This window comes from Insolitispirillum peregrinum, assembly GCF_900156605.1.
Taxonomy (GTDB): Bacteria; Pseudomonadota; Alphaproteobacteria; order Rhodospirillales; family Rhodospirillaceae; genus Insolitispirillum; species Insolitispirillum peregrinum.
This window is the reverse complement of the sequence record NZ_FTOA01000001.1, coordinates 615,649-642,238: the sequence shown is the minus strand read 5'-3', so window position 1 is coordinate 642,238 and position 26,590 is coordinate 615,649. Positions and strand designations below refer to the sequence as shown.

General features: G+C 61.8%; 24 protein-coding genes. 14 read left to right on the top strand and 10 right to left on the bottom strand.

The features are described from left to right. Positions 1-52: 52 nt before the first annotated feature. The gene (locus BW995_RS02690) at positions 53-1,897 is read right to left on the bottom strand and encodes a potassium/proton antiporter (protein ID WP_076398610.1); all 1,845 of its coding nucleotides are present in this window, start codon (positions 1,895-1,897) and stop codon (positions 53-55) included. Between the two features lie 41 nt (positions 1,898-1,938). Further along, a complete protein-coding gene (locus BW995_RS02685) occupies positions 1,939-2,178 on the bottom strand; it encodes a hypothetical protein (RefSeq protein WP_076398609.1) in 240 nt (79 codons plus the stop codon). A 430-nt stretch (positions 2,179-2,608) separates the two neighbouring features. Here BW995_RS02685 and rplM point away from each other — a divergent pair, with 430 nt between their 5' ends. From rplM to BW995_RS02670, 3 genes are all read left to right on the top strand, one after another. Further along, complete coding sequence (gene rplM, locus BW995_RS02680; protein WP_076398608.1) at positions 2,609-3,073, top strand: 50S ribosomal protein L13; 465 nt, start codon at positions 2,609-2,611, stop codon at positions 3,071-3,073. Between the two features lie 3 nt (positions 3,074-3,076). Next, positions 3,077-3,535: a 30S ribosomal protein S9 gene (gene rpsI / locus BW995_RS02675; protein WP_076398606.1), complete on the top strand. Its 459-nt coding sequence runs from the start codon at positions 3,077-3,079 to the stop codon at positions 3,533-3,535. Positions 3,536-3,631: 96 nt separating this feature from the next. Further along, entirely contained in the window at positions 3,632-4,315 is a 684-nt protein-coding gene (locus tag BW995_RS02670) for a hypothetical protein (RefSeq protein WP_076398605.1), read from the top strand. A 205-nt stretch (positions 4,316-4,520) separates the two neighbouring features. Here the strand turns inward: BW995_RS02670 and BW995_RS02665 are convergent, their stop codons facing one another. Then, the gene (locus BW995_RS02665; RefSeq protein WP_245821226.1) at positions 4,521-5,222 is read right to left on the bottom strand and encodes a Crp/Fnr family transcriptional regulator; all 702 of its coding nucleotides are present in this window, start codon (positions 5,220-5,222) and stop codon (positions 4,521-4,523) included. Positions 5,223-5,514: 292 nt separating this feature from the next. On the opposite strand from BW995_RS02665, the gene BW995_RS02660 reads away from it, so the two are divergent. Continuing rightward, positions 5,515-5,928, top strand: coding sequence for a cyclic nucleotide-binding domain-containing protein (locus tag BW995_RS02660; protein WP_076398601.1), 414 nt, complete (start codon positions 5,515-5,517; stop codon positions 5,926-5,928). 109 nt (positions 5,929-6,037) lie between these two features. Further along, positions 6,038-6,835 (top strand): hypothetical protein, encoded by a 798-nt coding sequence (locus BW995_RS02655; protein ID WP_076398599.1) that lies wholly within the window; start codon positions 6,038-6,040, stop codon positions 6,833-6,835. 6 nt (positions 6,836-6,841) lie between these two features. On the opposite strand, the gene BW995_RS02650 is transcribed toward BW995_RS02655, so the two are convergent. Next, positions 6,842-8,269, bottom strand: coding sequence for a helix-turn-helix domain-containing protein (locus tag BW995_RS02650; RefSeq protein ID WP_076398597.1), 1,428 nt, complete (start codon positions 8,267-8,269; stop codon positions 6,842-6,844). Positions 8,270-8,429: 160 nt separating this feature from the next. Here BW995_RS02650 and aceB point away from each other — a divergent pair, with 160 nt between their 5' ends. The 4 genes from aceB to cas13a all read left to right on the top strand — a co-directional run bounded on the left by aceB (position 8,430) and on the right by cas13a (position 15,514). After that, positions 8,430-10,046, top strand: a complete 1,617-nt coding sequence (gene aceB, locus BW995_RS02645; RefSeq protein WP_139332721.1) for a malate synthase A — start codon at positions 8,430-8,432, stop codon at positions 10,044-10,046. 31 nt (positions 10,047-10,077) lie between these two features. Then, the gene (locus tag BW995_RS02640) at positions 10,078-11,706 is read left to right on the top strand and encodes an isocitrate lyase (RefSeq protein ID WP_076398596.1); all 1,629 of its coding nucleotides are present in this window, start codon (positions 10,078-10,080) and stop codon (positions 11,704-11,706) included. 21 nt (positions 11,707-11,727) lie between these two features. After that, complete coding sequence (locus BW995_RS02635) at positions 11,728-11,973, top strand: hypothetical protein (RefSeq protein ID WP_076398594.1); 246 nt, start codon at positions 11,728-11,730, stop codon at positions 11,971-11,973. A 292-nt stretch (positions 11,974-12,265) separates the two neighbouring features. Then, a complete protein-coding gene (gene cas13a / locus BW995_RS02630; protein ID WP_076398593.1) occupies positions 12,266-15,514 on the top strand; it encodes a type VI-A CRISPR-associated RNA-guided ribonuclease Cas13a in 3,249 nt (1,082 codons plus the stop codon). A 353-nt stretch (positions 15,515-15,867) separates the two neighbouring features. Here cas13a and BW995_RS02625 read toward each other — a convergent pair whose 3' ends face one another. After that, entirely contained in the window at positions 15,868-16,755 is an 888-nt protein-coding gene (locus BW995_RS02625; RefSeq protein WP_076398591.1) for a LysR family transcriptional regulator, read from the bottom strand. A gap of 105 nt (positions 16,756-16,860) precedes the next feature. On the opposite strand from BW995_RS02625, the gene BW995_RS02620 reads away from it, so the two are divergent. From BW995_RS02620 to BW995_RS02610, 5 genes are all read left to right on the top strand, one after another. Continuing rightward, the gene (locus BW995_RS02620) at positions 16,861-17,853 is read left to right on the top strand and encodes an aldo/keto reductase (RefSeq protein ID WP_076398590.1); all 993 of its coding nucleotides are present in this window, start codon (positions 16,861-16,863) and stop codon (positions 17,851-17,853) included. Continuing rightward, complete coding sequence (locus BW995_RS21055) at positions 17,853-18,362, top strand: MFS transporter (protein ID WP_245821224.1); 510 nt, start codon at positions 17,853-17,855, stop codon at positions 18,360-18,362. Before BW995_RS02620 ends, BW995_RS21055 begins: the two co-directional genes overlap by 1 nt. Next, a complete protein-coding gene (locus BW995_RS02615; RefSeq protein ID WP_245821261.1) occupies positions 18,263-19,228 on the top strand; it encodes an MFS transporter in 966 nt (321 codons plus the stop codon). Before BW995_RS21055 ends, BW995_RS02615 begins: the two co-directional genes overlap by 100 nt. 531 nt (positions 19,229-19,759) lie before the next feature. Then, positions 19,760-20,038, top strand: a complete 279-nt coding sequence (locus BW995_RS20375) for a hypothetical protein (protein WP_139332720.1) — start codon at positions 19,760-19,762, stop codon at positions 20,036-20,038. 108 nt (positions 20,039-20,146) lie between these two features. Further along, the gene (locus BW995_RS02610) at positions 20,147-20,875 is read left to right on the top strand and encodes a hypothetical protein (protein WP_076398588.1); all 729 of its coding nucleotides are present in this window, start codon (positions 20,147-20,149) and stop codon (positions 20,873-20,875) included. Positions 20,876-21,107: 232 nt separating this feature from the next. Here BW995_RS02610 and eno read toward each other — a convergent pair whose 3' ends face one another. From eno to tpiA, 5 genes are all read right to left on the bottom strand, one after another. Next, on the bottom strand, positions 21,108-22,382 hold the full coding sequence (eno, locus tag BW995_RS02605) for a phosphopyruvate hydratase (RefSeq protein ID WP_076398587.1): 1,275 nt from the start codon (positions 22,380-22,382) through the stop codon (positions 21,108-21,110). A gap of 12 nt (positions 22,383-22,394) precedes the next feature. Beyond that, complete coding sequence (kdsA, locus tag BW995_RS02600) at positions 22,395-23,252, bottom strand: 3-deoxy-8-phosphooctulonate synthase (RefSeq protein WP_076398585.1); 858 nt, start codon at positions 23,250-23,252, stop codon at positions 22,395-22,397. Between the two features lie 132 nt (positions 23,253-23,384). Then, the gene (locus tag BW995_RS02595; RefSeq protein WP_076398584.1) at positions 23,385-25,013 is read right to left on the bottom strand and encodes a CTP synthase; all 1,629 of its coding nucleotides are present in this window, start codon (positions 25,011-25,013) and stop codon (positions 23,385-23,387) included. A 268-nt stretch (positions 25,014-25,281) separates the two neighbouring features. After that, positions 25,282-25,626: a preprotein translocase subunit SecG gene (secG, locus tag BW995_RS02590; protein WP_076398582.1), complete on the bottom strand. Its 345-nt coding sequence runs from the start codon at positions 25,624-25,626 to the stop codon at positions 25,282-25,284. A 130-nt stretch (positions 25,627-25,756) separates the two neighbouring features. Beyond that, a complete protein-coding gene (tpiA, locus tag BW995_RS02585) occupies positions 25,757-26,518 on the bottom strand; it encodes a triose-phosphate isomerase (protein WP_076398580.1) in 762 nt (253 codons plus the stop codon). Positions 26,519-26,590: the final 72 nt, after the last annotated feature.

Genomic DNA, 26,590 nt, shown 5'->3' with positions numbered 1-26,590 from the left:
AGCAGTTTGCGCGCCATCACTGAAGCCAGACCAGCGTGCCGTGCATGCTGGTCTATGCCCGGCGCCTGCGAAGCCGCAGGCGTCCCAGCCCCAGCCGCCGGTGCGCCCACAGCAGCGAAGACCGCAAACGGGTCACCGCCTGCGGTGGCGGCGGCGGTTCCAGCCGCAGACCGATGGCCGAGGGGTTCACCCCATCCATTTCCATCACCACCAGCTCGGCTTCCCCGATCCGCACCCGCTCGCCGCGCACCGGGGCCACCTTCAGCCGGGCCAGAATGACATCGGCCAAAGAGCGCCCCTGATCTTCGGGGGCCATCGGCAGTTCATAGGCGGCCGCCACTGCCGCATAGGGTGCCGCAGCCGGAAAGCTGAAATCGACCATGGTCATTTCTTTTTCGCGTTCCGAGCGGCGTTTGGGCAGGAATTTCCGGTCCAGCGTCATGGTGTGCTCGGGCGGTGAAATCAGCAGGACATAGTCATCGGCCTTGAAATCGGCCAGCGCCCGATCCGGTACCACATAATTCTCCCGCAGCACTGCCAACAGCCGGGTTCCCGGCGGCAGTTTCATCTCGGCCAATGTTTTGCCCAGCGCCCCACTGCCATCCTTGATGGTATAGCCGACCACTTCGCGGTCCATCTGTGACGGCAGATTGACATCCAGACGGTTGGTCGGCTCGGGGGCTGGCGGAATTTGCACGTCCAGCCAGCGTGCAACCCACGGCACGCTCCAGCCCTGAATGATCAGTGACACCAGCACCACCACAAAGGTAGCGGCAAAAATCTGCTGCGAGGCCTCCAGACGTTCAAGGACCGGGATCATCGCCAGATAAATCGGCACCGCACCGCGCAAACCGACAAACGCGATGAACAGACGCTCTTCCAGCCGGAAGGAGGTGAACGTCAGGCACAGGAACACCGCCGCCGGACGGGCGACCAGCACCAGCGCAATTGCCACCGCTGCACCGGGGAGCAAATACGGCCCCAGCGTATGAGGCGTCACCAGCAACCCCAGAATGATCAGCAAAACGATCTGACTGATCCAGGCGATCCCGTCATGGAACCGCCGGATCAGGGTATTGGCGCGCAGGCGCTGGTTCCCCGCCGCAATACCCGCCAGATAAACGGCAAGAAAGCCGCTGCCATGCAAAACCTGCGTCGCCCCGAACAGGGTCAGCGCCCCGGCAACGACGAACACCGGATACAGCCCCGGCGCCAGCTCCAGACGGTTGACCAACCGCCCGAGCAGCATCCCTCCCAAAATCCCGAACGACGCCCCCACCCCGAACGCCAGCAAAAAGCGGTAACCCAGCTCCATTGCCAACACCGACAGATCGGCATCAAGGTTCAGGCCCTTGCTGCCGCCATGGGCAATCAGTTCGACCAGCGTCAGGGTCAGAAAGATGGCCATCGGGTCGTTGGCCCCGGATTCGACTTCCAGAGTGGCCGCGACCCGACGGCGGATATCAAGACTGTGCTGGTGCAGCAACAGGAACACGGCGGCGGCATCGGTCGATGCCACCACGGTTCCCATCAGCAGGGCCGTTGGCCAGTCGGCATGAAAGGCATAACGGGCCGCCAGCCCGGTCAGCCCGGCCGTGATCAACACCCCGATGGTGGCCAACGCCAGAGATGGTGCCCACGCCGCCCGCACCGTGCGCAGCGGCGTGCGCAACCCGCCATCGAACAGGATGATCGCCAGCGCGATGCTGGCCAGAGTATAGGTGCCCTGGAAATCGTTAAAAACGATTCCCCCCAGACCGTCTTCCCCTGCCAGCATCCCCAATCCGAGGAAGACCAGCAGCAGGGGAGCACCGACGCGCGATGAAACCAGCCCGGCCAGAATGCTGACCAGCAGCAACCCGCCGGACAACAGGATTATGTGGTCTGCTCCACTCACGCCCCACCTCTTTTCGCCCGCCTGTTTTGGGCCCTGTCTGCCTACGCCGAAGCGAAATCGTCCGCTTCGCCGTCCGCCTTGCTGTCCACCTTGAACTTGCCAGCATCATCTGCCAGCAACTGCAAGGACAGCTTACCGTTTTCCGTATGAATCACCAATTCACAAAACCATTGATCATCAGTGACTTGCATCGGACGCCCCAGAACGATTTCCTGGATGCCTTCGACATCCATGCTGATCGAGTGGTTATCGTGAAAGGAAATAGCCGCAACCGTCGTCATTCAGAACTCCCACATTACTGGTGACACGCAAAACGAGACGTTCCCCCAGAGCATCGCACAGCCCGCCTGCAGGATGCTCCGATATTTTGGCTGTGCAGACCGGCGTATCCCGAAAACAGCAACCAGCCATACACATTTATGTTTTGTTATATCGTGTTTTGCCGATAAAGGGGGAATATAAAGGGCAAAGCCTGCCGGAAAAAATGCAGGTACCATAATACTACATCTATAACCCATTGTTTTATAAAGACAATTACCGATACCTTCGTGCACTTTCCCTGTTGACTTCACCCGGAACCGTGGCATACTCCGCGCCTCTGGAATTCACCGCTGACGAAGCTGCCCTGACGGCTTCCGATAGCGGACCTCCGGGGATCAGCGCCGGGACAGTCCCGACGCTCCCCCCCCGCGAATTGACGAAGTGAGAGCTATGAAGACCTACTCCGCCAAGCCGAGCGAGGTTGATCGGAAGTGGTACGTGATCGACGCCAACGGTGTCGTTCTCGGCCGTCTGGCATCAACCATCGCCAACATCCTGCGCGGCAAGCACAAGCCGACCTACACCCCGCACATCGACACCGGCGACCATGTCGTGGTGATCAATGCGGACAAGGTCAAGCTGACCGGCCGCAAGCTGACCGACAAGAAGTTCTTTTGGCACACCGGCCACCCGGGCGGTATCAAGGAACGCACCATCGGTCAGATCCTCGGTGGCAACTACCCCGAGCGCGTGATCGAAAAGGCCGTGGAACGCATGGTTCCCCGTGGGCCTCTGGGTCGCGCCCAGCTGAAAAAGCTGCGCGTTTATGCTGGTACCGAGCATCCGCATGATGCCCAGCAGCCTGAAGTCCTGGACTTCGCCGCCCGGAACCCGAAGAACAAAAGGAGCGCCTAAGCCATGGCCCTCGACGATCTCAAGGACGCCGTGACTTCGGCTGACGTTGCCAAGGTCGAACCGAAGCGTGACCAGTTTGGTCGCTCTTACGCCACCGGTCGCCGCAAGAACGCTATCGCCCGCGTGTGGATCAAACCCGGCACCGGCAAGTTCATTGTCAATGGCCGTACCCTGGAAAACTATTTCCCGCGTCCGGTTCTGCGCATGATGATCAACCAGCCGTTCTCCACCATCAACGCTGTTGATCAGTGGGACGTGATGTGCACCGTCACCGGTGGTGGTCTGTCCGGTCAGGCTGGCGCCATCCGCCACGGCCTGAGCCGCGCCCTGACCTACTACGAGCCCGGCCTGCGCCCGGCCCTGAAGGCTGCCGGCTTCCTGACCCGTGACCCGCGTGCCGTTGAACGTAAGAAGTACGGTAAGGCCAAGGCCCGCCGTTCCTTCCAGTTCTCGAAGCGCTAAGAGCTCCGGCTCTCCGGGTTTCCAGGATACAAAGAAAGGGTCCGTCCAGTACGGGCCCTTTTTTGTTGCCTACGCCAAAGAAAGGGAAGAACCGCCGTGTCCCTGAGAACGATCCTGACCGATTACCGGAACAGCGACAGCATGGCGTTCAAGGCCCGCAGGCGCCGTGCGGAAATCCTGAAGCAAACCCTGCAACAGTGTGCCCCCAACGGACAGGGCGTCCGCATCGTGGATTTTGGCGGCACAGAAGATTTCTGGGCTTCGGTCGGCTATGACTATCTACGGGACAACGGCATCCACATCACGCTGGTGAACACCCGCCCGCAAACACTCAGACAGACCGATCTGTTCAGTGCGATTCAGGCTGACGTTCGCCAGTTCATCCCGTCACAGCGCTATGATCTGTGCTTTTCCAATTCCTGTATCGAGCATGTCGGCGGCACCCGCGACCAGATGCAATTCCGCGACGCGGTTCTCAGGGCGGCTCCATCGTACTTCATCCAGACACCATCGTTCTGGTTTCCGCTGGAACCGCATTTTCTGACGGTTGGATTTCACTGGCTGCCGCGCTGGGCGCAGACGGCACTGATCCGGCGCGTCCAGTTGGGCCATATGCGGCGAGGGCGCGATCTGCTGGACTCCCGGATGATTGCCGAAAGCTGCACACTGCTCAGTGCCCGAACCCTGCAGGCCCTGTTCCCCGACGCGCATATTCACCGGGAAAAAGTCTTCGGCCTGACAAAATCGCTGATCGCCATCAAAACGGCATCACAGCCGTGAGCCTTGACTATGATCCCCAAAAGGAACCAGTGCAGGCTGCCTGCCTGAACCGTTTGGGGGACAATTCCCCCAAACCCCCATTTTTTCTTTCACTATCAAATTAACGGGGTCCGGGGCCTCAAGGCCCCGGCGAGGTGTGGAGCAGCGCTCCACGGTCTTGTTGCGGTCTTGCGCAAAATCACGGCGACAAACCAAAGAGGGAGATTTACTCCCCCCTCACCTCTTCCACCATTTCTTCCAGACGGGCAAGATCGACGATCACCAGCGCGTCACGCTCGCGCCGCACCAGCCCCTGACGAGCCAGATCGTTCAGCACCCGCGCCACCGTTTCCCGCGTCGTACTGACACGGCTGGCCATATCGCCATGGACCGGGATCGGCTTCAGGATGGCGCTGCCATCATCCCGCTCTCCCGCCAGCCGGGCCTGCCGCAGCAGCTCGGCATGAACGCGGTTATTGGCCCCCAGCGTCGACAGGTCGATAATCCGGTCGGTCGAGGCGCGCACCATCGACGCCAGCCGTTTCATCACCATCATCGCAAAGTCGCTATGCTGGGCCAACAAGCGGCGGAAATGCTCGGCCGACAACGAGGCGATCACCGTTTCGGTCAGCGACATCACGCTGGCAGAGCGCGGATGGCCATCAATGGCAGACAGTTCCCCCAGAAACGCGCCTTCTTTCAGATCATCCAGCGTCAGTTCACGCCCACTAACGGAATAAATCACCACCCGCACGCTGCCACGCACCAGAAACAGCAGGTCGCGGGTATCGCTCTGGCGGTCAATAATCTGCTCGTGCGGGCCAAACCGCTTCCAGCTGCACAAACGGGCGATGTCCGCCCGCACCTCGGGCGACAGAACGGCCAAAGGTTCAATCCGATCAAGCGACAAGCTACTGGTATCGTCCACGGTCACGTTCCCTCGCCTCATCCCTCAGGCCATTCTCGGGCACGTCAGTCCCTGTGTTTGCCATCAGGACCATATGCACCAGAAATGCGCCATCATTCCCGCTTACAGTTACTCGCACAGTCAACAGAGCAAATCAACCATAGCAATACAGCTTGACGATAAAATGGCTGATCCACCAAATTATGGGAGAATGATCACAAAGATATCCCTAATTTTTGCTATGCTTTGCAAGTCCATTCACCCCCAAATATACGTTCACATATGTTGAAACCTCCACAGTAAAGGGCGTCCCATGACCTCATCGCCTGCCAGTATTCCCCCCTCCGTTCCTGCCATCCCGGCGGCAGACGACCTGAGTCTTGCTGCTGGCGACATCCTGTTCCACGAGGGCGAACAGGGCAGCGATGCCTATGTCATCCTCGACGGGCTGATGGAAATCAGTCGCCGGGTCGGCACCGCCGAAATTCTGCTATCCACCTGTGGCAGCGGCGAAATTATCGGCGAAATGGCCCTGATCGAGCACATGCCACGCAGCGCCACCGCCCGCGCCCTGAAACCAACGGTTTTGCGCCGCTTGCCTCAGGCCGAATTTGATCAACTGCTGGCCTCCGCCGATCCGGCCCTTGGCACATTGCTGACCCGGATGGCCCACATTATCCGTACCCTGACTGATACGATCGTCCGGCAGACTCTGGGCGTACGATAGGCGGACGCAGAAAGTCCAGAAAAGGGGCTGGACATTTCGCCTGTCCGGCGCGATGTACTGCATACCTGCAAAGCATCTGCGTTCCGAACTGCAAGATAAGGTTGCTCTCATGCCGTCATTTGCTGCCGCCCCGTCCCTGCCGCGCCTGCTGCTGGCCTCGGTCCTTGGCTTAACCGCTACGGTTGGCATCTCTGCCGGAGTGATGGCAGCCGCGCTGGATGAACCGCCGGTCTCTGCGCCGTTCAGCCCGGGCCACGACGCCCCGCCGCCGCCTGCCGCCTCGGCAGCCGAAATCCGCGACGCCATCGCCCGCGAAGGCAGCACCACTGCCGCCTCTGCCAACCAGCAGGTCAACGACAGCGGGCTGATGCTGAACGCGGTGTCCTATCAGAACGCCTCGTTCGCCCGCCCGATCCAGATTCAGCTGTACGAGGACTCTGACGACAGCCTTGCCATCGCCGCCCAGTTAAAGGAGGCCCTGCTGGCCGCTGGCTATCAGGTCACCGACGGCAAGGCCCCGCTCAGCCTCAGCTTTGAAATGAGCGGGCAGGCCGATGGCGTCACCCCCGGCGGCTCGTCGGTGCTGGAGGTCGATGGGACCGACAAGGCCAACCAGCGCTATCGCGCCCACCTGAACGTCTTTTCCTCGACCCAGAGCAGTCTGGTCACCGGCGAAGGCAAATCTGCCGAGCAGAGCGCCACCGTCGCCAATGGTGGCCCCAGCGTGCGCTATCAGATTTCCATCAATGACACCACCAACGGTAAACGCCTGTGGGATGGCTGGGCCAATGGCCCGATCGCCCAACAGGGAGCGGTCGCCAGCGCCCGCCTGATGACCCCGGCGCTGGTCAAGGCCATCGGCCAGACCATCCGCAACCAGCCGATCCCGTTGCCGGTGGCGAAATAAGCCTCCCTACCCGAACTGGAACGCCGACATGTTTTTCTGACCGGCGTCAATGGTCAGCGGTCGCGTTACCGGCGGAAAGGCACGGGCTGGACAGTTGGGGCGTTCGCACAACCGGCAGGTTACACCAATCGGCGTGACCGCTGCCGGAGCATCAAGGTCAAGGCCATCACCATAGACCACCTGCGCCCGGTGAGATGCCTCGCACCCCAAACTGATCGCCAGCTTGCGCGCCACCCCCGGATAGGGGGTCGGCACACTGTCAACGGTGCGCGAGACGGTCAGATAGACGGTGCCGTCCGGCAACTCGACCGGCTGCACCAGTGTCTGCCCCGGCTGGGCAAAGGCATCGTGGACCCGCCAGCGCGGACAGGTACCGCCAAAGCGGGCAAAGTGGAAGCCTCCGGCAGAAAACCGCTTGGAGATGTTGCCCGCGTTGTCCAGCCGCAGCAAAAAGAACGGCACTCCCCGGCGACCGGGTTTTTGCAGGGTGGTCAACCGGTGCGCCACCTGTTCGATGCTGGCCCCAAAGCGGCTGGCCAACAGGGTCATGTCATAGCGCACCCGGCCTGCCGCCTCCAGAAAGGCACCATAGGGCATCATCACCGCTCCGGCGAAATGATTGGCCAATCCGATCCGGCACAGCTTGCGGGCATCATCGGTGTTCAGACCGGCTTCGGCGCTCAGGCGATCCAGCAACCCGGCATGGTCTTCCAGTGCCACCTGCACCGCCGCCTGAAAAATCCGGCTGGGCATCGGCAACACTTCTGACAGGAACAGCCGCCGCTGGTGGCGGTCAAACCGCCGCAACATATCCGGCATGGCATGCAGAGGCAGCACCGTCACCCGAATGCCGTGGCGGTCGCGCAAATACGCCCGCAGGCTGGCAAACAGGTCATCGGGATCATTCAGCCGCCCGGACAGGCTTTCGGCCTCGGTGTCCAGTTCAGCAATGAAATTGCTGTGGGCGTGGAAATAATCGCGCACCTCCTCGATTGGAAAGCGGTCATCGCGCTCTGCCGGATGGCGTTCGCGGGTTGACAGGCCGCCGGTCAGGGCCGTTCCACCCTGACAACTGCGGCGATAGGCCCGGTAGAGGGTTAAAAACGCCTGTGCCATCGCCGGAGCGGCGGTTGCTGTTTCCAGAACCTCGGTGGTCGAAGGCAGCTTGTCGGTAAACACCGGGTCCGCCAATGCCTCGGTCAGTTCGGCGGCCAGCCGGGCCTCGCCATCGCCGTTCAGGTCGCGCAGGTCAAGCTGATAGCACTCGGCCAGCTTCAGCAACAGCTGCGCGGTCAGCGGTCGCTGATTGCGCTCGACCAGATTGAGATAACTGGCAGAAACCCCCAGCGTCCGCGCCATCGCCGCCTGCGTCAGCGACAACGACTGCCGCAGGCGGCGAACCTTTGGACCGGCAAAGATTTTGCGTTCGATCATCGCCTCCCCCCATGATTGACAAGATTTACAAATCCGCTCAACATCTTGTTAAGTTATTGACAATACAACATTTTTATTATTTTTAGCGATTGTCTTTACCGCCGTCAATGTCAACATTGTCACGACACCGCCACCCGGCGCATGACAAAGGTTTGACAGCATGACCCTCAGCTCTTCCCTGATGCCCCCGGTCTCTGACCTGCCCCCCGGCCTGGCCCTGCGCGGCCCGACCCTCCCGGAGCAGGCCGCCCTGCTGACGACGGACGCCCTCGCCTTTCTCGGCAGCCTGGAACGCCGCTTTGGCATCCGCCGCCGTCGGCTTCTGGCCGCCCGCACCGAACGGCAGGCCCGTCTGGATGCCCATGAAGAAGTCCTCGACTTCCCGGCGGAAACCGCCGATATCCGCGCCGCCGACTGGACCATTGCACCGCCACCCGCCGACTTGCAGGATCGCCGGGTGGAAATCACCGGTCCGGTCGAGCGCAAGATGATCATCAACGCGCTGAATTCCGGTGCCAAAGCGTTCATGGCCGATTTCGAAGACGCATCATCCCCCACATGGGCGACGATGATCCAGGGGCAACAGAACCTGTTCGACGCCGTGCGGCGGACCATCGACTATCACGACCCGCAAAGCGGTAAATCCTATCGGCTGAATGACCAGACGGCGGTGCTGATTGTGCGCCCGCGCGGCTGGCACATGACCGAAGCCCACCTGACCGTTGACGGGACCGCCATCTCGGCCTCGCTGTTCGACTTCGGCCTGTTTGTCTTTCACAATGCGCGGGAATTGCTGCGGCGGGGCAGCGGCCCGTATTTTTACCTGCCCAAGATCGAAAGCCGCCACGAAGCCGCCCTGTGGCGCGAGGTGTTCGACGCCAGCGAACAGGCACTCGACCTGCCTGCCGGGTCGATCCGGGCCACGGTGCTGATCGAAACCCTGCCCGCCGCCTTCGAGATGGATGAAATCCTTTATGAACTGCGGGATTCCATTGTCGGCCTGAACTGTGGCCGGTGGGATTACATCTTTTCGATGATCAAGACCCTCGGCAAAAGGGCGGACTTCATCGTTCCTGACCGTGCCCAGGTGACGATGACCTCACCGGCCCTGTTGGCCTACAGCCAGTTGCTGATCAAGACCTGCCACCGGCGCGGAGCCCACGCAATGGGAGGCATGGCCGCCCACATCCCGGTGCGCAACGATGATGCCGCCAATCAGGCCGCCTTTGCCCGTGTCCGCGCTGACAAGGAGCGTGAAGCCGCCGCAGGTCACGATGGCACCTGGGTCGCCCATCCCGGGCTGGTTGGCATCGCACAGGCGGCCTTTGATGCGGTGATGCCCGGCCCCAATCAGGTGGCGCGGCCCCTGCCGGACAGCGACATCAGCGCCGCGGCCCTGCAACAACCACCGCAAGGCACCATCACCGAAGCCGGATTGCGCAGCAACATCCGGGTTGCCATCCAGTACCTGAATGCCTGGCTGTGCGGGCAAGGCTGTGTGCCGCTGTATCACCTGATGGAAGACGCCGCCACCGCCGAAATCTGCCGCATGCAGGTCTGGCAATGGCTGCATCACCGGGTGAGCCTTGACGGCCTGCACACCCTGACCCCGGCCCTGCTGCACCAGTGCGTTGCCGAAGAGATGACCACCTTCACCGGCGAAAAATTCGCCGCCGCCTGCAGCCTGTTTCTCGACCTGTGCCTGAGCGACAGCCCGCCCCCGTTCCTGACCCTGCCAGCCTATGACTATCTGCTGGCATACGATTTTCTCGCCTGATCCCCTTTCCCTCACCCCGGAGATACCGACCATGACCACCCGTTCCTCCTATGCCGAGGTGCGCGCCGAGGTGCTGCGCCGCCATCCTGCCGGTCAGGCTCCCGGCGGCGTCAGCGTGGATGATATCGTCCAGCTCAGGCTGCAAAATACCTATCCGACCCATCTGGACATTGCCCGGACCATGGCCCGCGTCATGCGGGATGACATGGCGGCCTATGATGCCGACCCCCGGCAGTTCACCCAGTCGCTCGGCTGCTGGTCCGGCTTTCATGCCCAGCAGATGATCAAGGCAGTCAAGCGCCTGCGCGGCACCACCAAAGGGGCCTATGTCTATCTGTCCGGCTGGATGGTGGCTGGCCTGCGCAACCGGTTCGGCCACCTGCCGGACCAGAGCATGCATGAAAAGACCGCCGTTGCCGACCTGATCACGGAAATCTACACCTCCTTGCGTCAGGCCGACGAAGTGGCGATCAACGACCTGTTCAAGGAACTGCGCAAGGCCCGCGAACAGAACGCGCCGCAATCGGCCGTTGATGCCATCATCGCCCGGATTGATGGCTTTGAATCGCACGTGGTGCCGATCATTGCCGATATCGACGCCGGGTTCGGCAATGAACACGCCACCTATCTGCTGGCCAAGGAACTGATCAAGGCCGGAGCCTGCTGCATCCAGATCGAAAATCAGGTGTCGGATGCCAAGCAGTGCGGCCATCAGGATGGCAAGGTGACGGTCCCGCGCGAAGACTTTATTGAAAAGCTGCGCGCCTGCCGTCTGGCCTTTGAAGAACTGGGGGTCGAAGACGGGGTGATCGTTGCCCGCACCGACAGCCTCGGGGCTGGCCTGACGCAAAAGGTGCCGGTGTCGCAACAGCCGGGCGATCTGGCCGCCGGGTACATCAAGTGGCTGAAAACCGAAGAGATCAGCGAGCAGACCCCCGCCCGTGACGGCGACCTGCTGCTGTACCGGGATGGCCGTCTGGTCCGCCCCCTGCGCTCGCCGAACGGCCTGTTCCATTTCCAGGACAACACCGGTCGCCAGCGGGTGGTCGAAGACTGCATTGCCAGCCTCAGCCTGGGGGGCGCAGACCTGCTGTGGATCGAAACCGACACCCCTGACGTGGACCAGATTGCCGCCATGGTGGCCGACATCCGGGCGGTGGTGCCCCACGCCAAGCTGACCTACAACAACTCGCCGTCGTTCAACTGGACCCTGAACCTGCGCAAGCAGGTGCGGCAGGACTGGATCGCCAGTGGCCGCATCCAGCCGGATGACTACCCGGACGGAGCCTCACTGATGGGGGCCCCCTATGACGATGACCCGCTGGGGCAGGAAGCCGATGCCCGCCTGCGGCAGTTCCAGGCCGACCTGGCCGAACGGGCGGGCGTGTTCCACAACCTGATCACCCTGCCGACCTTCCACCTGACCGCCAAAAGCACCGATGAACTCTCACGCGGGTATTTCGGCGCAGACCGCATGCTGGCCTACGTCAACACCGTCCAGCGCGAAGAAATCCGCCGGGGCGTCAGCGCCGTCAAGCATCAGCACGAAGTCGGCAGCGACCTTGGCGACACCTTCAAGGAAATGGTCAGCGGCGAGCGCGCCCTGAAGGCAGGCGGCGTCCACAACACCATGAACCAGTTTGAAAGCGCGGCAGAATAACCGCCCGACAGGAGACATGCCATGTCCGGTTCCAACACCATCATCTCCATTCCCGGTGGCGGCTGTTGCCCCCAGCCCCCCGACCTTGAGTCTGCTGTCCGCCGGGTGGCGGACCAGATGCACCGGTTAAATCACGCCATCGTTCAGGCGGTGGAAGCCGGTGCGACGATTGAACTGCTGCGGTGTTCCCGCCACCACGCTGGAAACGGCCGCTGGGGAGACCAGATGCAGCCAATCGTCACCGTGACGGAACAGCGCCCGGCGTAACCGCGCATGCGTGTGGTTGATCCCTATTCTGCACGATGACCTGTTACCCCGGCGGCATCGCATCCTTGATGCGTCATGTTCCGGTTCTGCCTGCGAGTGACTGCGCAGGCTGTCCCCCTCACCTTGACAAGGACGGAGACGGTGGCCTCCGTCCTTCTTTTTGGCCGGAATTTGGCAATCAATACGACAAGAAAGCGTTTACAATCGCGGGAAAACTGTATGCGCACGCTGGCAGGGCGGCAGGAGATCGGCTACTGTCGATGGCCGGGACCGCAGACTTTAACGAGAAACTATGCGCATCATTCGCCCCTATGGCAGCAGCACCGTTGCCAGCCCGTCACCGCAGGACGCACAGCCCCTGCGCAGCCTCCAGCGGCAGAACGGCACCTTTGATGTTGCCGAGTTCTCTCGCAGACACCCTGAACTGGTGCTGGCGCAGTGGGTGGCGATGCTGGACAAGATCATCCGCAAGCCCGCGCCCGGGAAAAACTCCACCGCCCTGCCCCGCCCGACCGCCGAACAACGACGGCTGCGTCAGCAGGTGGGCGCAGCCCTGTGGGCCGAAATGCAACGGCACACCCCGGTTCCACCAGAACTGAAAGCGGTGTGGGACAGCAAGGTTCATCCCTACAGTAAAGACAATGCTCCGGCGACCGCGAAAACCCCGTCCCATCGAGGGCGCTGGTACGACCGCTTTGGCGACCCGGAAACCTCTGCGGCAACGGTGGCCGAGGGCGTCCGGCGGCATCTGCTGGACTCTGCCCAGCCTTTCAGAGCCAACGGCGGCCAGCCGAAGGGCAAGGGAGTCATCGAACACCGCGCCCTGACCATTCAGAACGGCACCCTGCTGCACCATCACCAGTCCGAGAAAGCCGGCCCCTTGCCCGAGGACTGGAGCACCTACCGGGCCGATGAGCTGGTGAGCACCATCGGCAAAGACGCCCGCTGGATCAAGGTTGCGGCCAGTCTGTACCAGCATTACGGGCGGATTTTCGGCCCGACAACGCCGATCAGCGAGGCACAGACACGCCCCGAATTTGTCCTGCACACGGCGGTCAAAGCCTATTACCGCCGCCTGTTCAAGGAACGCAAGCTGCCTGCCGAGCGGCTGGAACGGCTGTTGCCGCGCACCGGCGAGGCCCTGCGCCATGCGGTGACGGTTCAGCACGGCAACCGCAGCCTCGCCGATGCGGTGCGGATTGGCAAAATCCTGCATTACGGCTGGCTGCAAAACGGCGAGCCAGACCCCTGGCCCGACGATGCCGCCCTGTACAGCAGCCGATATTGGGGCAGCGATGGCCAGACCGACATCAAGCACAGCGAAGCGGTCAGCCGGGTCTGGCGTCGCGCCCTGACTGCCGCCCAGCGCACCCTGACCAGTTGGCTTTATCCAGCGGGAACGGACGCCGGGGATATCCTGCTGATCGGACAAAAGCCCGACAGCATTGACCGCAACCGCCTGCCCCTGCTGTACGGCGACAGCACCCGCCACTGGACCCGCTCGCCAGGAGATGTCTGGTTGTTCCTGAAGCAGACTCTCGAGAATCTGCGAAACTCCAGCTTTCATTTCAAAACGCTCTCCGCCTTTACCAGCCATCTGGATGGCACCTGTGAGTCAGAACCCGCCGAGCAACAGGCAGCACAGGCCCTGTGGCAAGACGACCGGCAGCAAGACCACCAGCAGGTTTTCCTCAGCCTGCGTGCGCTGGATGCCACCACCTATCTACCGACCGGGCCCCTTCACCGCATTGTGAACGCCGTGCAAAGCACTGACGCCACCCTGCCCCTGCCACGCTTTCGGCGGGTGGTGACGCGGGCCGCCAATACGCGCTTGAAAGGCTTCCCGGTGGAGCCGGTCAACCGGCGCACGATGGAAGACGATCCGCTGCTGCGCTGCCGCTATGGCGTGCTGAAGCTGCTGTACGAGCGCGGCTTTCGCGCCTGGCTGGAAACTCGGCCGTCGATTGCGTCCTGTCTGGATCAATCCCTGAAGCGCAGCACCAAGGCAGCACAAACCATCAACGGCAAAAACAGCCCGCAAGGGGTGGAGATCCTGTCCCGTGCCACCAAACTGTTGCAGGCCGAGGGCGGCGGCGGGCACGGTATCCATGACCTGTTTGACCGCCTGTATGCCGCCACCGCGCGGGAAATGCGGGTGCAGGTGGGCTATCACCATGATGCCGAGGCCGCCCGTCAGCAGGCCGAATTCATTGAAGACCTGAAGTGCGAGGTGGTGGCGCGGGCCTTTTGTGCCTACCTGAAGACGCTCGGCATTCAGGGCGACACCTTCCGCCGCCAGCCCGAGCCACTCCCCACATGGCCCGACCTGCCCGACCTGCCATCCTCCACCATCGGCACGGCACAGGCGGCGCTGTACAGTGTCCTGCACCTGATGCCGGTCGAGGATGTCGGCTCGCTGTTGCACCAGTTGCGCCGCTGGCTGGTGGCCTTGCAGGCGCGCGGAGGCGAGGACGGCACCGCCATCACCGCCACCATCCCGTTGCTGGAACTGTACCTGAACCGCCACGACGCCAAATTTTCCGGCGGCGGAGCCGGGACCGGCCTGCGCTGGGACGACTGGCAGGTCTTTTTTGACTGTCAGGCCACCTTTGACCGGGTCTTTCCGCCCGGTCCTGCCCTCGACAGCCACCGCCTGCCCCTGCGCGGGCTGCGGGAAGTGCTGCGCTTTGGGCGGGTCAACGATCTGGCGGCGCTGATCGGTCAGGACAAAATCACCGCCGCCGAGGTCGATCGCTGGCACACCGCCGAGCAGACCATTGCCGCACAGCAGCAACGGCGCGAGGCCCTGCATGAACAGCTCAGTCGCAAGAAAGGAACGGACGCCGAGGTGGACGAGTACCGCGCGCTGGTTACCGCCATCGCCGACCACCGCCACCTGACCGCCCATGTGACCCTTAGCAACGTGGTACGCCTGCACCGCCTGATGACCACCGTCCTCGGGCGGCTGGTCGATTACGGCGGCCTGTGGGAACGCGATTTGACCTTTGTCACCCTGTACGAGGCCCACCGACTGGGCGGTCTGCGCAATCTTTTAAGTGAATCCCGCGTGAACAAATTTCTCGACGGGCAGACACCTGCGGCCCTTTCCAAGAAAAACAACGCAGAAGAAAATGGCATGATCAGTAAAGTGCTTGGAGACAAGGCACGTCGACAGATCAGAAACGACTTCGCCCATTTCAACATGCTGCAACAGGGCAAGAAGACCATCAACCTGACCGACGAAATCAACAACGCCCGCAAACTGATGGCCCATGACCGCAAGCTGAAAAATGCCATCACCCGATCGGTCACCACCCTGTTGCAACAGGATGGTCTGGATATCGTCTGGACCATGGACGCCAGCCACAGGCTGACAGACGCAAAAATCGACAGCCGGAACGCCATCCATCTACACAAGACCCACAACAGAGCCAACATCCGCGAACCCCTGCACGGAAAGAGCTATTGCCGCTGGGTCGCGGCCCTGTTCGGAGCCACCTCCACCCCGTCCGCCACGAAAAAAAGCGACAAAATCCGGTGACATTTTCCCCGTTTTCCGCTGGATTTTTCGCGACGAAAACGCACTTTTCCCTTTCCTTTCATCGCCATCCGGGCTATCGGTTGTTGAGCACCCCCAAATGAAGGGGGACTACACCTGTCTGCTTTCCACGCCGCCGCAATTCCCCGTTGTTGAGCACCCCCAAATGAAGGGGGACTACACCCGAGTGGGAACACCCGAGCACAGCGGCGATGTTGTTGAGCACCCCCAAATGAAGGGGGACTACACCTACCGGAGCAAGTGCCCAGCCACCTCGAATGTTGTTGAGCACCCCCAAATGAAGGGAGCTACACCAGCCGTAGCCGGGTTGTTGCCCCCTCCAATGCCCCACCCCGCTACCGGCGCAAATGATCCAGCAACACCTGAAACGCCGGTGTCGGCTGGCGGCGGCTGGGGTAATACAGGTAATAGCCGTCAAACGGCGGGCTCCAGTCAGCAAGAACGCTTTCCAGACGCCCGGCGTCGCAGTGGGCGGCGGTGGTGTCGGCCATCAGATAGCCCAGCCCGAACCCGGCCAGACAGGCATCGAGAATCACGCTGCTGCTGTTGAAGGTCAGTTGACCATCCACCCGCACCCGCAGCGGATGGCCGTCCTTTTCAAATTCCCACACATACAGCCCGCCCGAAGTCTGGAGCCGCATGTTGATGCAGCGGTGGCTGGTCAAATCGTGCGGCACCACTGGCTTGGGATGGCGGGCAAAATAGGACGGAGCGCCAACCACCAACAGCCGCATGGCCGGGCTGATCGGCACGGCGATCATGTCCTGTTCCAGACTTTCCCCCAGCCGCACCCCGGCATCAAAGCGGTCGTTGACGATATCGCGAAAGGTGGACTCCACCACCACTTCGACCGAGATATCAGGATAGGCCCGCAGCATCGGTTGCAGCGCCGGCCACAGGACGGTGCGAAAGGCGTGTTCGCTGGCGGTCAGGCGGATGTGCCCGGCGGGGGTATCGCGCAGGGCAGTCAGGGCGGCCAGCTCGGCCTCGATCTCGTCCAGCTTTGGCCCGACCGACTGGATCAACCGCTCGCCCGCTTCGGTGGGGGCAACACTGCGGGTGGTACGGGTCAGCAGGCGCACCCCCAGCCGCTCCTCCAGCGCCCGGATGGTGTGGCTGAGGGCCGATTGCGACACCCCCAGCCGCGCCGCCGCCCGGGTAAAGCTGCGTTCGCGGGCAACGGCCAGAAAGGCCGCAAGATCGGGGAGCGGGCTGCGCTGCATTGATGACTCCTGTCGATAAAGCCATGCCGATTTTTCTGTCTAATCGCACAGTCTGGCAAGGATTACTGTTCCGGCTCCTTCCTTCCCCCGTCACGGAGAGCAGACATGGAACAACGCATCCTCGGGACCAGCGGCCTGCGCGTCTCGGCACTCGGTTTGGGCTGCATGGGGCTGAACTTCAGCTATGGGCAGGCGCTGGAGCGGCGCGACGCCATCGCCCTGATCCGCACCGCCGCCGATCAGGGCATCACTTTTTTCGACACCGCCGAAGTCTATGGCCCCTTCACCAACGAAGAAATGGTTGGCGAGGCGCTGGCCCCGATCCGCGACCGGGTGGTGATCGCCACCAAGTTCGGCTTTGCCATTGACCCGGCCAGCGGTCAGTACACCGGCGTCAACAGCCAGCCCGACCACATCCGCGCGGTGGTCGAGGCATCGTTGCAGCGTCTGGGGACTGACCGTATCGACCTGTTGTATCAACACCGCGTTGACCCCACCGTACCGATCGAAGAGGTTGCCGGAACGGTCCGCGACCTGATTGCCGAGGGCAAGGTGCTGCATTTCGGCCTGTCCGAAGCCGGAGCACACACCATCCGCCGCGCCCATGCGGTGCAGCCGGTGACCGCCCTGCAAAGCGAATATTCCCTGTGGTGGCGCGAGCCGGAGCAAGAGATCCTGCCAACCCTCGAAGAGCTGGGGATCGGCCTTGTGCCCTTCAGCCCGCTGGGGCGCGGCTTTCTGACCGGCACCATCGACGCCAGCACCACCTTTGCCGCCGGAGACTTCCGCAACGTCGCTCCCCGCTTCAGCGCCGAAAACCGTGAGGCCAATCAGGCCGTGGTCGCCGTACTGGGCGAGCTGGCCGACAGCAAACAGGCCACCCGCGCCCAGATCGCGCTGGCGTGGTTGCTGGCGCAAAAGCCGTGGATCATCCCCATCCCCGGCACCACCAAAGCCCACCGGCTGGCGGAAAATGTCGCCTCGGCCAGCATCACCCTGACCACCGACGAGCTGAACGCCATTGACAGCGCCATGGCCGCCATCACCCTGCACGGCGACCGCTATCCCTCCCATCTGATGCAGTTGGTCGGGCGATAATGGCCGTTCTCGTCACCATCCTCGGCAGCTATCTGATGATCGTGCTCGATATCTCGATTGTCATTACCGGCCTGCCCCGCATTCAGCAGTCGCTGGGGTTTTCGCCCACGCAATTGTCGTGGGTCCACAGCGCCTATACATTGGCCTTTGGAGGTCTGTTGCTGCTGGGCGCACGGGCGGGGGACATTCTGGGCCGTCGCCGGGTGTTCATCCTCGGGCTGATGGTGTTCACCGCCGCGTCGGTGGTCATCGGCATGGCCCAGTCTGCGCTGTGGATGTTGACGGCCCGCGCCGTTCAGGGGGCGGGCTCGGCCTTGCTCGCCCCTTCGACGCTGGCCCTGTTGACCACCCGCTTCCCCCACGGCCCCGACGCACCCGCGCCATCGGCCTGTACGGAGCCACCGCCGGAATTGGCGCCAGCATCGGACTGGTGGCCGGTGGCATTCTGGCCGACATGCTGTCGTGGCGGGTTGGCTTTTTCATCAACCTGCCGGTCGGGCTGGCCCTGATGATCGCCGCTCGTCGCCTGTTCCCGGAAAGCCCGCGCCATCATGGCCGTTTTGATTTGATCGGTGCCATCACCTCCACCCTCGGCATGGGGTCGCTGGTGTTTGCGCTGGTTCATGCCGCCGAAGCCGGATGGCACAGCCCGCTCACCCTGTTGCCATTGCTGGCCGCAGCAGTGCTGATCGGCCTGTTGCTGGTCAATGAGTGGCTGGTTCCCCAGCCGATCATGCCGCTGTGGCTGTTTGCCAGCCGGGAGAGAACCGGCGCCCTGTTGGCCCGCTTGCTGTTTCTGGGGGCGATGGTCGGTTTCTGGTTCTTTACCAGCCAGTTCCTGCAAGGTGTTCTTGGCCTGAGCGCCTTTGCCACCGGCTGCACCTTTCTGGCCACCGCCATCCCGCAATTTATCGCTGCCCTGCAAGTCCCACGACTCACGCGCAAGGCCGGGAATGGGCCTCTGTTGGTCATCGGTCTGGCGATCACTCTGGCCGGACTGGGCTGGCTGGCACTGACAGCTCAGCAGATGGCCGGGCACATGGCCATGCTGGCCCCGATGATGCTGTTGGGGATCGGTCAGGGGTTAACTCTTAGCCCGCTGACCGTCGCCGGGATTGCCAACGTCCCGCAAGACGCTGCCGGGGCCGCATCCGGGCTGGTCAACATGGCCCATCAACTGGGCGGCTCGTTGGGGCTGGCGGTGCTGGTGCTGGTGTTCAGTGCCGTGCAAGACCCTTCGGCGCCTGCTCCGGTCTTGCTGGCCCACCGGATTGCGGCTGTTTTTGCCTCTGGCGCGGGGATGCTGGCTCTTGCCCTGCTGCTGGTCGGCGGGTTGATCCTGCCCGGTGGGAGGAGACCGCCCAGTACATCGTGAATGCAACAGACACGTCGTGGAGCGCTGCTCCACACCTCGCCGGGGCCTTGAGGCCCCGGACCCCATGACATTGACGGGGAAGAACTGGTCACCGCGCTGGGGGCCGCAGCCGCAGCATACGGAGCAAAAAAGACCGCCGATGCCCTTGCCAAAGGGGAAAAGGGACCAGCCCCCAGCACCCTGATCATCCCCGATGCGCCAGAAAACAATGCTCCCCAACCTGAAACCTTCCCTCCGGCAACGCCACTGCCTGACCAGCCACCCTCTGAACGCCCCCGCCAGTCCCAGCCCGCTCTGCCCCCCAGCACCCGCCCGGAGGAAAAAAAGGAGGATTCGGTCCTTGCAGACCCCCAGGACGATACTCTTCCTGATCAAAACATTCTTGATATCAAGGCCCTCAAAAAGCCCATCCCGATCAATCCCGGCGAGGCACTGCCGGAAAAAGTAGAAACCGGACTGGACAAGATTCAGGACAGTGGCCACAAGAATTTCATTCGTGGTCTTATCAAGAATGGAGATCAAATCAGTGGATTGGGGGAAGATGGATGCAATATTGACATCAAGGGAAATTATGCCGACGTACAAAATACACTCCGCGAGATGCAGGAAAAATTTAGCGGGACAATTACACCTCAACAAATGAGTGCAAAATTTGACTATCAATGGATGGACGTACTCAAAGTTAATGATAGTCTGGAGGTCAAGGCTCGACCGACTGCAGATAGCACGGGTACTCCAACATTAGAAATCCGCGTCAAGGAGCAGGAGGGCGATGCAGTATACACAATCAAAGTACGCGCCCATCCATAAAGCAACGCCAAAATTTGCGTATAGGTTACACATTTTATCAACCAAAGACGGGGGGGGGGGGGGGGGGGGGCATCCTCCCCCAACAATAATCATAAGGATTAACCAAGAATGTACAGAAAAATATCTGAAGACGAATACGACCACACAACCCTCCCCATTCTGGAGGCCATTTTTGATCAGGATATTTACGGGACGGTTGACAACCCATTTATCAATAAATCATGGGAGGTTATTCTTCTGGGATGGGATCTATTTTACATGTTTGCTGACGAAAGCAGGCTAACCAAGAAATCCAAAATAGAGACCGTCCGCATATACAAGAAAATCTTCCAGTATCTTCAGGCCAGGAACATTCGAGAAATTATAATTTGCAGCACACCCTGTCATCGACCGTGGAAGGGCGAGAGCTACACCAATTTTGCAGCCATCATACCAACATCATCAATCGCAGAAAGCATACAGGATCTGCGAAACAAAGAGCGTGACTTCAAATCTGCAAGTACTTATGCAATATGCGATGACACAAAAAGATGGGGATACATATCCACACACGATGGCTTTAGCTGCCTTGCCGGAGAGGCTGATTTCATCGAAGGTTTCCACGCTTTCTATGGCGGACGCGATGCGGTCAGGCAGTATTTCTACGATTTCGATGCCTCCGATGCATGGGTTCTGGCGTATGACAACACTGGCGGTGTCCCCGCCGTAGGAGCCAACTCAACCCGTGAATACGCCTACTATTGTGCTGGCTGGGAACCATACGTCTACACAGAGCAGGATCTGGCCGAGGATCCCATGGAAAGCCCCGAACCAACCCAACCTCCGGCCTCGCCCTGAAAGCTCGTGGAGCGCTGCTCCACACCTCGCCGGGGCCTTCAGGCCCCGGACCCCGTTCCTTTGAAATCCAGAAAAACTGGAGGCTCGGAGGCTGTGCCTCCGAACGGGTCCGGGCGGTGGCCCGGCCGCGCAGCGGAATTCCCGCCACCATAACAAAACGCGCCAGAGACAATGTCTCCAGCGCGTTCCGCTTATGCCTGTCATCACAGGGGCCTGAACCCCCGGTCAAAATTTAGCGCAGGATCGACTTGCCAGCGAACAGCGCGGCATCGCCCAGCTCTTCCTCGATACGGATCAGCTGGTTGTACTTCGCCATACGGTCGGAACGGCTCATCGAACCAGTCTTGATCTGGCCGCAATTGGTGGCAACGGCGATGTCGGCAATGGTGCTGTCTTCGGTTTCGCCCGAACGGTGCGACAGGACGGCGGTGTACTTCGCCTTGTGCGCGGCTTCGACGGCTTCGAGGGTCTCGGACAGGGTGCCGATCTGATTGACCTTCACCAGGATCGAGTTGGCGACGCCCTTTTTGATGCCATCGCGCAGACGGAGCGGGTTGGTCACGAACAGGTCGTCACCGACCAGCTGCACCTTGTGACCGAGGGTGTCGGTCAGCAGCTTCCAGCCTTCCCAGTCGTCTTCGGCCAGACCGTCTTCGATCGACAGGATCGGGTAACGGTTGCACAGGTCTTCGTACAGGCGAACCATGCCTTCGGAATCGAGGGTCTTGCCTTCGCCTTCCATCACGTACTTGCCGCCCTTGAAGAACTCGGTCGAGGCAGAGTCCAGCGCCAGCATGATGTCTTCGCCCGGCACATAGCCAGCGGCTTCGATCGACTTCATGATGAAGCCCAGAGCATCGTCCGCCGACTTCAGACCCGGAGCAAAGCCGCCTTCGTCACCAACGTTGGTGTTGTGACCGGCGTCATGCAGGTTCTTTTTCAGCTGGTGGAAGATTTCAGCGCCCATGCGGATCGATTCCGCCACCGAGGTGGCCGACACCGGCATGACCATGAATTCCTGGAAGTCGATCGGGTTGTCGGCATGCGCGCCGCCGTTGATGATGTTCATCATCGGCACCGGCAGGGTGCGGGCATAGGTGCCACCGATGTAGCGGTACAGCGACAGACCGGCTTCTTCGGCGGCGGCCTTGGCGCAGGCCAGCGACACGCCGAGGATGGCGTTGGCGCCCAGACGGGCCTTGTTCGGGGTGCCGTCCAGCTCGATCATGGTCTTGTCGAGATAGACCTGATCTTCGGCATCCAGACCAGCCAGAGCCTGGAAGATGTCGTCGTTCACGCTGTCAACGGCCTTCAGCACGCCCTTGCCGCCGAAACGGGACTTGTCGCCATCGCGCAGTTCGACAGCTTCGTGAGCACCGGTCGAGGCACCCGACGGTACTGCCGCACGGCCAAACGCGCCGCTCTCCAGAATGACATCGACTTCAACAGTCGGATTGCCACGGGAGTCGAGAATTTCGCGGGCGTGAATATCGATAATCGCGGACATCGAAAAGTGCTCCTAGCCAATGGAGAGCGGATGAGACTTCGCCAGCCGGTCAAAGGCGGCCAGCGTCGTGAGAAGATCTGCCATCTGTCCCATGGGCACCATGTTCGGGCCATCGGACGGGGCAGCATCAGGGTCGGGATGGCATTCGATGAACACCCCGGCGATCCCGAGCGACACCGCCGCCCGCGCCATCACCGGAGCAAACTCGCGCTGCCCCCCCGACGAAGTACCTTGACCCCCCGGTTGCTGAACCGAATGGGTCGCATCCATGATCACCGGGCAGCCGGTCTGGCGCGCCATGGTCGGCAGGCTGCGCATGTCGACCACCAGCGTATTGTAGCCGAAAGAGGCGCCACGCTCGGTGACAATCACGTTATGGTTGCCGCTGTCGTCCAGCTTGGCGACCACATTGGCCATGTCCCACGGGGCGAGGAACTGGCCCTTTTTGACGTTGACCACCTTGCCGGTGCGGGCAGCGGCGATCAACAGGTCGGTCTGACGGCACAGAAAGGCCGGGATCTGCAGGATATCGACCACTTCGGCCAGAATGGCGCACTGGTCGTTTTCATGCACATCGGTCAGCACCGGGCAGCCATAGGTGGCCTTGATTTCGGCGAACACCTCCAGCGAAGCCTCAAGGCCCATCCCGCGCCGCCCCTTGAGCGAGGTGCGGTTGGCCTTGTCGAACGAAGTCTTGTAGACCAGCGGCATGTTCAGGCTGCGGCAGATGTCCACCAGGGCACCCGCCGTTTCCATGGCGTGATCACGGCTTTCCATCTGGCACGGGCCAGCAATCACCGCCAGCGGCAGATCGTTGCCGAAGGTGACCGAACCGGCGGTCACATGACGTTGCACGACAGCAGAAGTCATCAGGACATACGCCTTTGCGTCAAGAGGGGGAGAACACTTGCCTTGCCCCACCAGAGCCCGCCTGCGCGGCCTCTGGCCCTCCCCATATACTCATCCCCCTCCGCCGGGCGGCAGAGGGGGATGATGTCGATATCAGACCAGACGCGACTGTTCAATCGCCGCCCGGATAAAGGACGTGAACAGCGGATGCGGATCGAACGGCTTGGACTTCAGTTCCGGGTGAAACTGCACGCCGATGAACCACGGATGATCCGGGTATTCGACGATTTCCGGTAGCAGACCGTCCGGCGACATGCCCGAGAAGCGCATGCCAGCGGCCTCGAGCTGTTCGCGGTAGTTGATGTTGACTTCGTAGCGGTGACGGTGACGTTCCTGAATCACGTCGCTGCCATAGATCGAGCGCACCTTGGTGCCCTCCACCAGATGGCACTTGTAGGCCCCCAGACGCATGGTACCGCCCAGATCGCCCGCCGCCGAACGCTTGACCAGCTGTTCGCCACGGATCCATTCGGTCATCAGGCCGACCAGCGGTTCCTCGGTATAGCCGAACTCCGACGACGAGGCACGCGGCAGGTTGGCCAGATTGCGGGCACATTCGATCACCGCCATCTGCATCCCGAAGCAGATGCCGAAATACGGCACGCGACGGGTGCGGGCAAAGGTCGCCGCCTTGATCTTGCCTTCGGCACCACGCTCGCCAAAGCCGCCCGGCACCATGATGCCGTGGACGTCTTCCAGATGGTTGACCGCATCGCCCTTTTCGAACACTTCGCTGTCGAACCAGCGCAGGCGGACACGCACGTTGTTGGCCAGACCGCCGTGAACCAGCGCCTCGGCCAGCGACTTGTAGCTGTCGAGCAGCGAGGTGTACTTGCCGACGACGCCGATGGTCACTTCGCCTTCCGGCTTGGTGGCGCGCTCGACGATGCCGTGCCAGCGGCTGAGGTCCGGGGCCGGTTCGACCGGCAGACCAAAGAACTTGCACACCTGGCTGTCAAAGCCCTGGGCGTTATAGTCGATCGGCACCTGATAAATGGTCGGCGCGTCCAGCGCGGCAATGACGTTCTTTTCATTGACGTTGCAGAACAGCGCAATCTTGCGACGCTCGCTTTCCGGGATCGGGCGGTCTGACCGGCACAGCAGCATGTCCGGCTGAATGCCAACCGACAGCAGTTCCTTGACCGAATGCTGGGTCGGCTTGGTCTTGATTTCGCCCGCGGTCGGAATGTAGGGCAGCAGGGTGACGTGGATCACCATCGCCCGCTCGCGGCCCAGTTCGTTCGACAACTGACGGATGGCTTCGAGGAACGGCAGGCTTTCGATGTCACCAACGGTGCCACCGATTTCGCACAGGCAGAAATCCTCGTCGGTCAGGTCCGACAGCACAAAGGTCTTGATCTGGTCGGTGACGTGCGGAATGACCTGCACGGTCCCGCCGAGATAATCGCCGCGACGTTCCTTTTCCAGCACCATCTTGTAGATGCGGCCAGAGGTCACGTTGTCGCTCTGGCGGGCCGGAACGCCGGTAAAGCGTTCATAGTGCCCCAGATCCAGATCGGTCTCGGCCCCGTCATCGGTGACGAACACTTCGCCGTGCTGGGTCGGGCTCATGGTGCCCGGATCAACGTTCAGGTACGGGTCGAGCTTGCGCAGGCGGACCTTGTAGCCGCGCGCCTGCAGGGAAGCCCCGAGGGCAGCCGAAGCCAGGCCCTTGCCCAGCGAGGAGACAACGCCACCGGTGATGAAGATAAACCGCGTCATGGAGCGTATTTTTACCTCATGCAGAGTGCGCGCCCAACAGGAACCAGCTGCTGGTCTGGCGGCGCACACGAAAATCAACGTCAAACGACAGGCTGGTCGGCAGAGGCTTTGCGAAAAGCCCCAGCAGCCCAGAGCTTTCCTTGCATCGCAAGATCAAGCACCCAGGCTGCCAGTCCCAAACAGGCGATAACCACCGCCCAACCCGACTGTGTTACAAAAAACAGAGGCGGCTGCTGCCGCCTGCTGTCGGCATCAGGAAAGACGCCCGTTACTTCGCGATCGGAGCCGCAGGCCCGGTCGGAGCAGCCGGAGCCGCCGGTTCAGCCGGGCCGGTCGCCGCCGGAGCAGTCGCTGCCGGGGCCACACCATCAACGATCGACGGGGCGCTGCTGCGCTGATTGGCCATGATCGCCAGCACCAGGCTGGTGACAAAGAACGCCGTCGCCAGAATGGCCGTGGCACGGGTCAACAGGTTTCCAGCCGCACGGCCGGACACCAGACCACCACCGCCGCCGCCAATCCCCAGAGCGCCGCCTTCGGAGCGCTGCAGCAGGATGGTCCCGACCAGAGCCAGCGAGATCAGCAGATGGATAACCAGAACGACCGTAATCATGCTTCACTTCCAATAGAGGGAGCACCCGGAGAACGCCCCGGGTGCAGACTCGCGTTGGCGGCTTTGTAATCCCCTATGCCGCCAAATGCTAGGGGCAAGTTGCACCTGATCGCAGAAATGAGCATTCAGCTCAGGCGTCGCAAGCCTGCGCGATCGCCCAGAAGTCATCGACCTTCAGGCTGGCACCACCCACCAGAGCACCATCCACGTCAGTCAGGCCCAGGAAATCCACCGCGTTCGACGGCTTGACCGAACCACCGTACAGAATACGCAGCGATTCACCGCCGCCGCCCATCACCTGATTGGCAACCTTGCGGGCTTCGGCGTGGATTTCGGCCACATCATCGGGGGTCGGGGTGCGACCGGTGCCGATGGCCCACACCGGCTCATAGGCCAGCACGGTGTTCTGGGCGGTCGCGCCAGCCGGCAGCGAACCACGGATCTGCTCGCTGACCACCGACAGGGCTTCGCCACGGTCGCGCTCGCCTTCGGTTTCGCCAATGCAGATCACCGCAATCAGACCGGCAGCCTGCGCGGCTTGTGCCTTGTCCTTCACCACCGCGTTGCTTTCGCGGTGATCGGCGCGGCGCTCGGAATGGCCGACGATCACATAGCCACAGCCCAGATCGCGCAACATCCACGCGCTGATGTCGCCGGTATGCGCACCCTTTTCACTGGCATGGCAATCCTGCCCGCCCAGCACCAGACCACTGCCCGCAATGTGACCGGCAACCACCGACACCAGCGTCGCGGGCGGGCACAGCAGCATGTCGAACGCAGGCTTCTGCAGCGCCTTGTACCGTGACGCCAGACCACCAGCCAGCAGTTCGGCATCGGCCTTCAGGCCATTCATCTTCCAGTTACCAGCAATCAACGGGCGGCGAGCGGTCATCCCCGGCATCCTTGTTATGGTTTCGTCGCAATTTCAGGACGGCTTTGCCCCCCGGGCGAGCCGTTGCGGCAT

Excerpts from the sequence above, each read along its gene's own strand:
- BW995_RS02610 (WP_076398588.1), top strand. The coding sequence starts at position 20,147 with ATGTACAGAAAAATATCTGAAGACGAATACGACCACACAACCCTCCCC.
- secG (WP_076398582.1), bottom strand. The coding sequence starts at position 25,626 with ATGATTACGGTCGTTCTGGTTATCCATCTGCTGATCTCGCTGGCTCTG.
- BW995_RS02625 (WP_076398591.1), bottom strand. The coding sequence starts at position 16,755 with ATGCAGCGCAGCCCGCTCCCCGATCTTGCGGCCTTTCTGGCCGTTGCC.
- kdsA (WP_076398585.1), bottom strand. The coding sequence starts at position 23,252 with ATGACTTCTGCTGTCGTGCAACGTCATGTGACCGCCGGTTCGGTCACC.
- BW995_RS02650 (WP_076398597.1), bottom strand. The coding sequence starts at position 8,269 with ATGATCGAACGCAAAATCTTTGCCGGTCCAAAGGTTCGCCGCCTGCGG.
- BW995_RS02635 (WP_076398594.1), top strand. The coding sequence starts at position 11,728 with ATGTCCGGTTCCAACACCATCATCTCCATTCCCGGTGGCGGCTGTTGC.
- tpiA (WP_076398580.1), bottom strand. The coding sequence starts at position 26,518 with ATGACCGCTCGCCGCCCGTTGATTGCTGGTAACTGGAAGATGAATGGC.
- rplM (WP_076398608.1), top strand. The coding sequence starts at position 2,609 with ATGAAGACCTACTCCGCCAAGCCGAGCGAGGTTGATCGGAAGTGGTAC.
- BW995_RS02620 (WP_076398590.1), top strand. The coding sequence starts at position 16,861 with ATGGAACAACGCATCCTCGGGACCAGCGGCCTGCGCGTCTCGGCACTC.
- BW995_RS02685 (WP_076398609.1), bottom strand. The coding sequence starts at position 2,178 with ATGACGACGGTTGCGGCTATTTCCTTTCACGATAACCACTCGATCAGC.
- BW995_RS21055 (WP_245821224.1), top strand. The coding sequence starts at position 17,853 with ATGGCCGTTCTCGTCACCATCCTCGGCAGCTATCTGATGATCGTGCTC.
- BW995_RS02595 (WP_076398584.1), bottom strand. The coding sequence starts at position 25,013 with ATGACGCGGTTTATCTTCATCACCGGTGGCGTTGTCTCCTCGCTGGGC.
- aceB (WP_139332721.1), top strand. The coding sequence starts at position 8,430 with ATGACCCTCAGCTCTTCCCTGATGCCCCCGGTCTCTGACCTGCCCCCC.
- BW995_RS02660 (WP_076398601.1), top strand. The coding sequence starts at position 5,515 with ATGACCTCATCGCCTGCCAGTATTCCCCCCTCCGTTCCTGCCATCCCG.
- cas13a (WP_076398593.1), top strand. The coding sequence starts at position 12,266 with ATGCGCATCATTCGCCCCTATGGCAGCAGCACCGTTGCCAGCCCGTCA.
- rpsI (WP_076398606.1), top strand. The coding sequence starts at position 3,077 with ATGGCCCTCGACGATCTCAAGGACGCCGTGACTTCGGCTGACGTTGCC.
- BW995_RS02655 (WP_076398599.1), top strand. The coding sequence starts at position 6,038 with ATGCCGTCATTTGCTGCCGCCCCGTCCCTGCCGCGCCTGCTGCTGGCC.
- eno (WP_076398587.1), bottom strand. The coding sequence starts at position 22,382 with ATGTCCGCGATTATCGATATTCACGCCCGCGAAATTCTCGACTCCCGT.
- BW995_RS02640 (WP_076398596.1), top strand. The coding sequence starts at position 10,078 with ATGACCACCCGTTCCTCCTATGCCGAGGTGCGCGCCGAGGTGCTGCGC.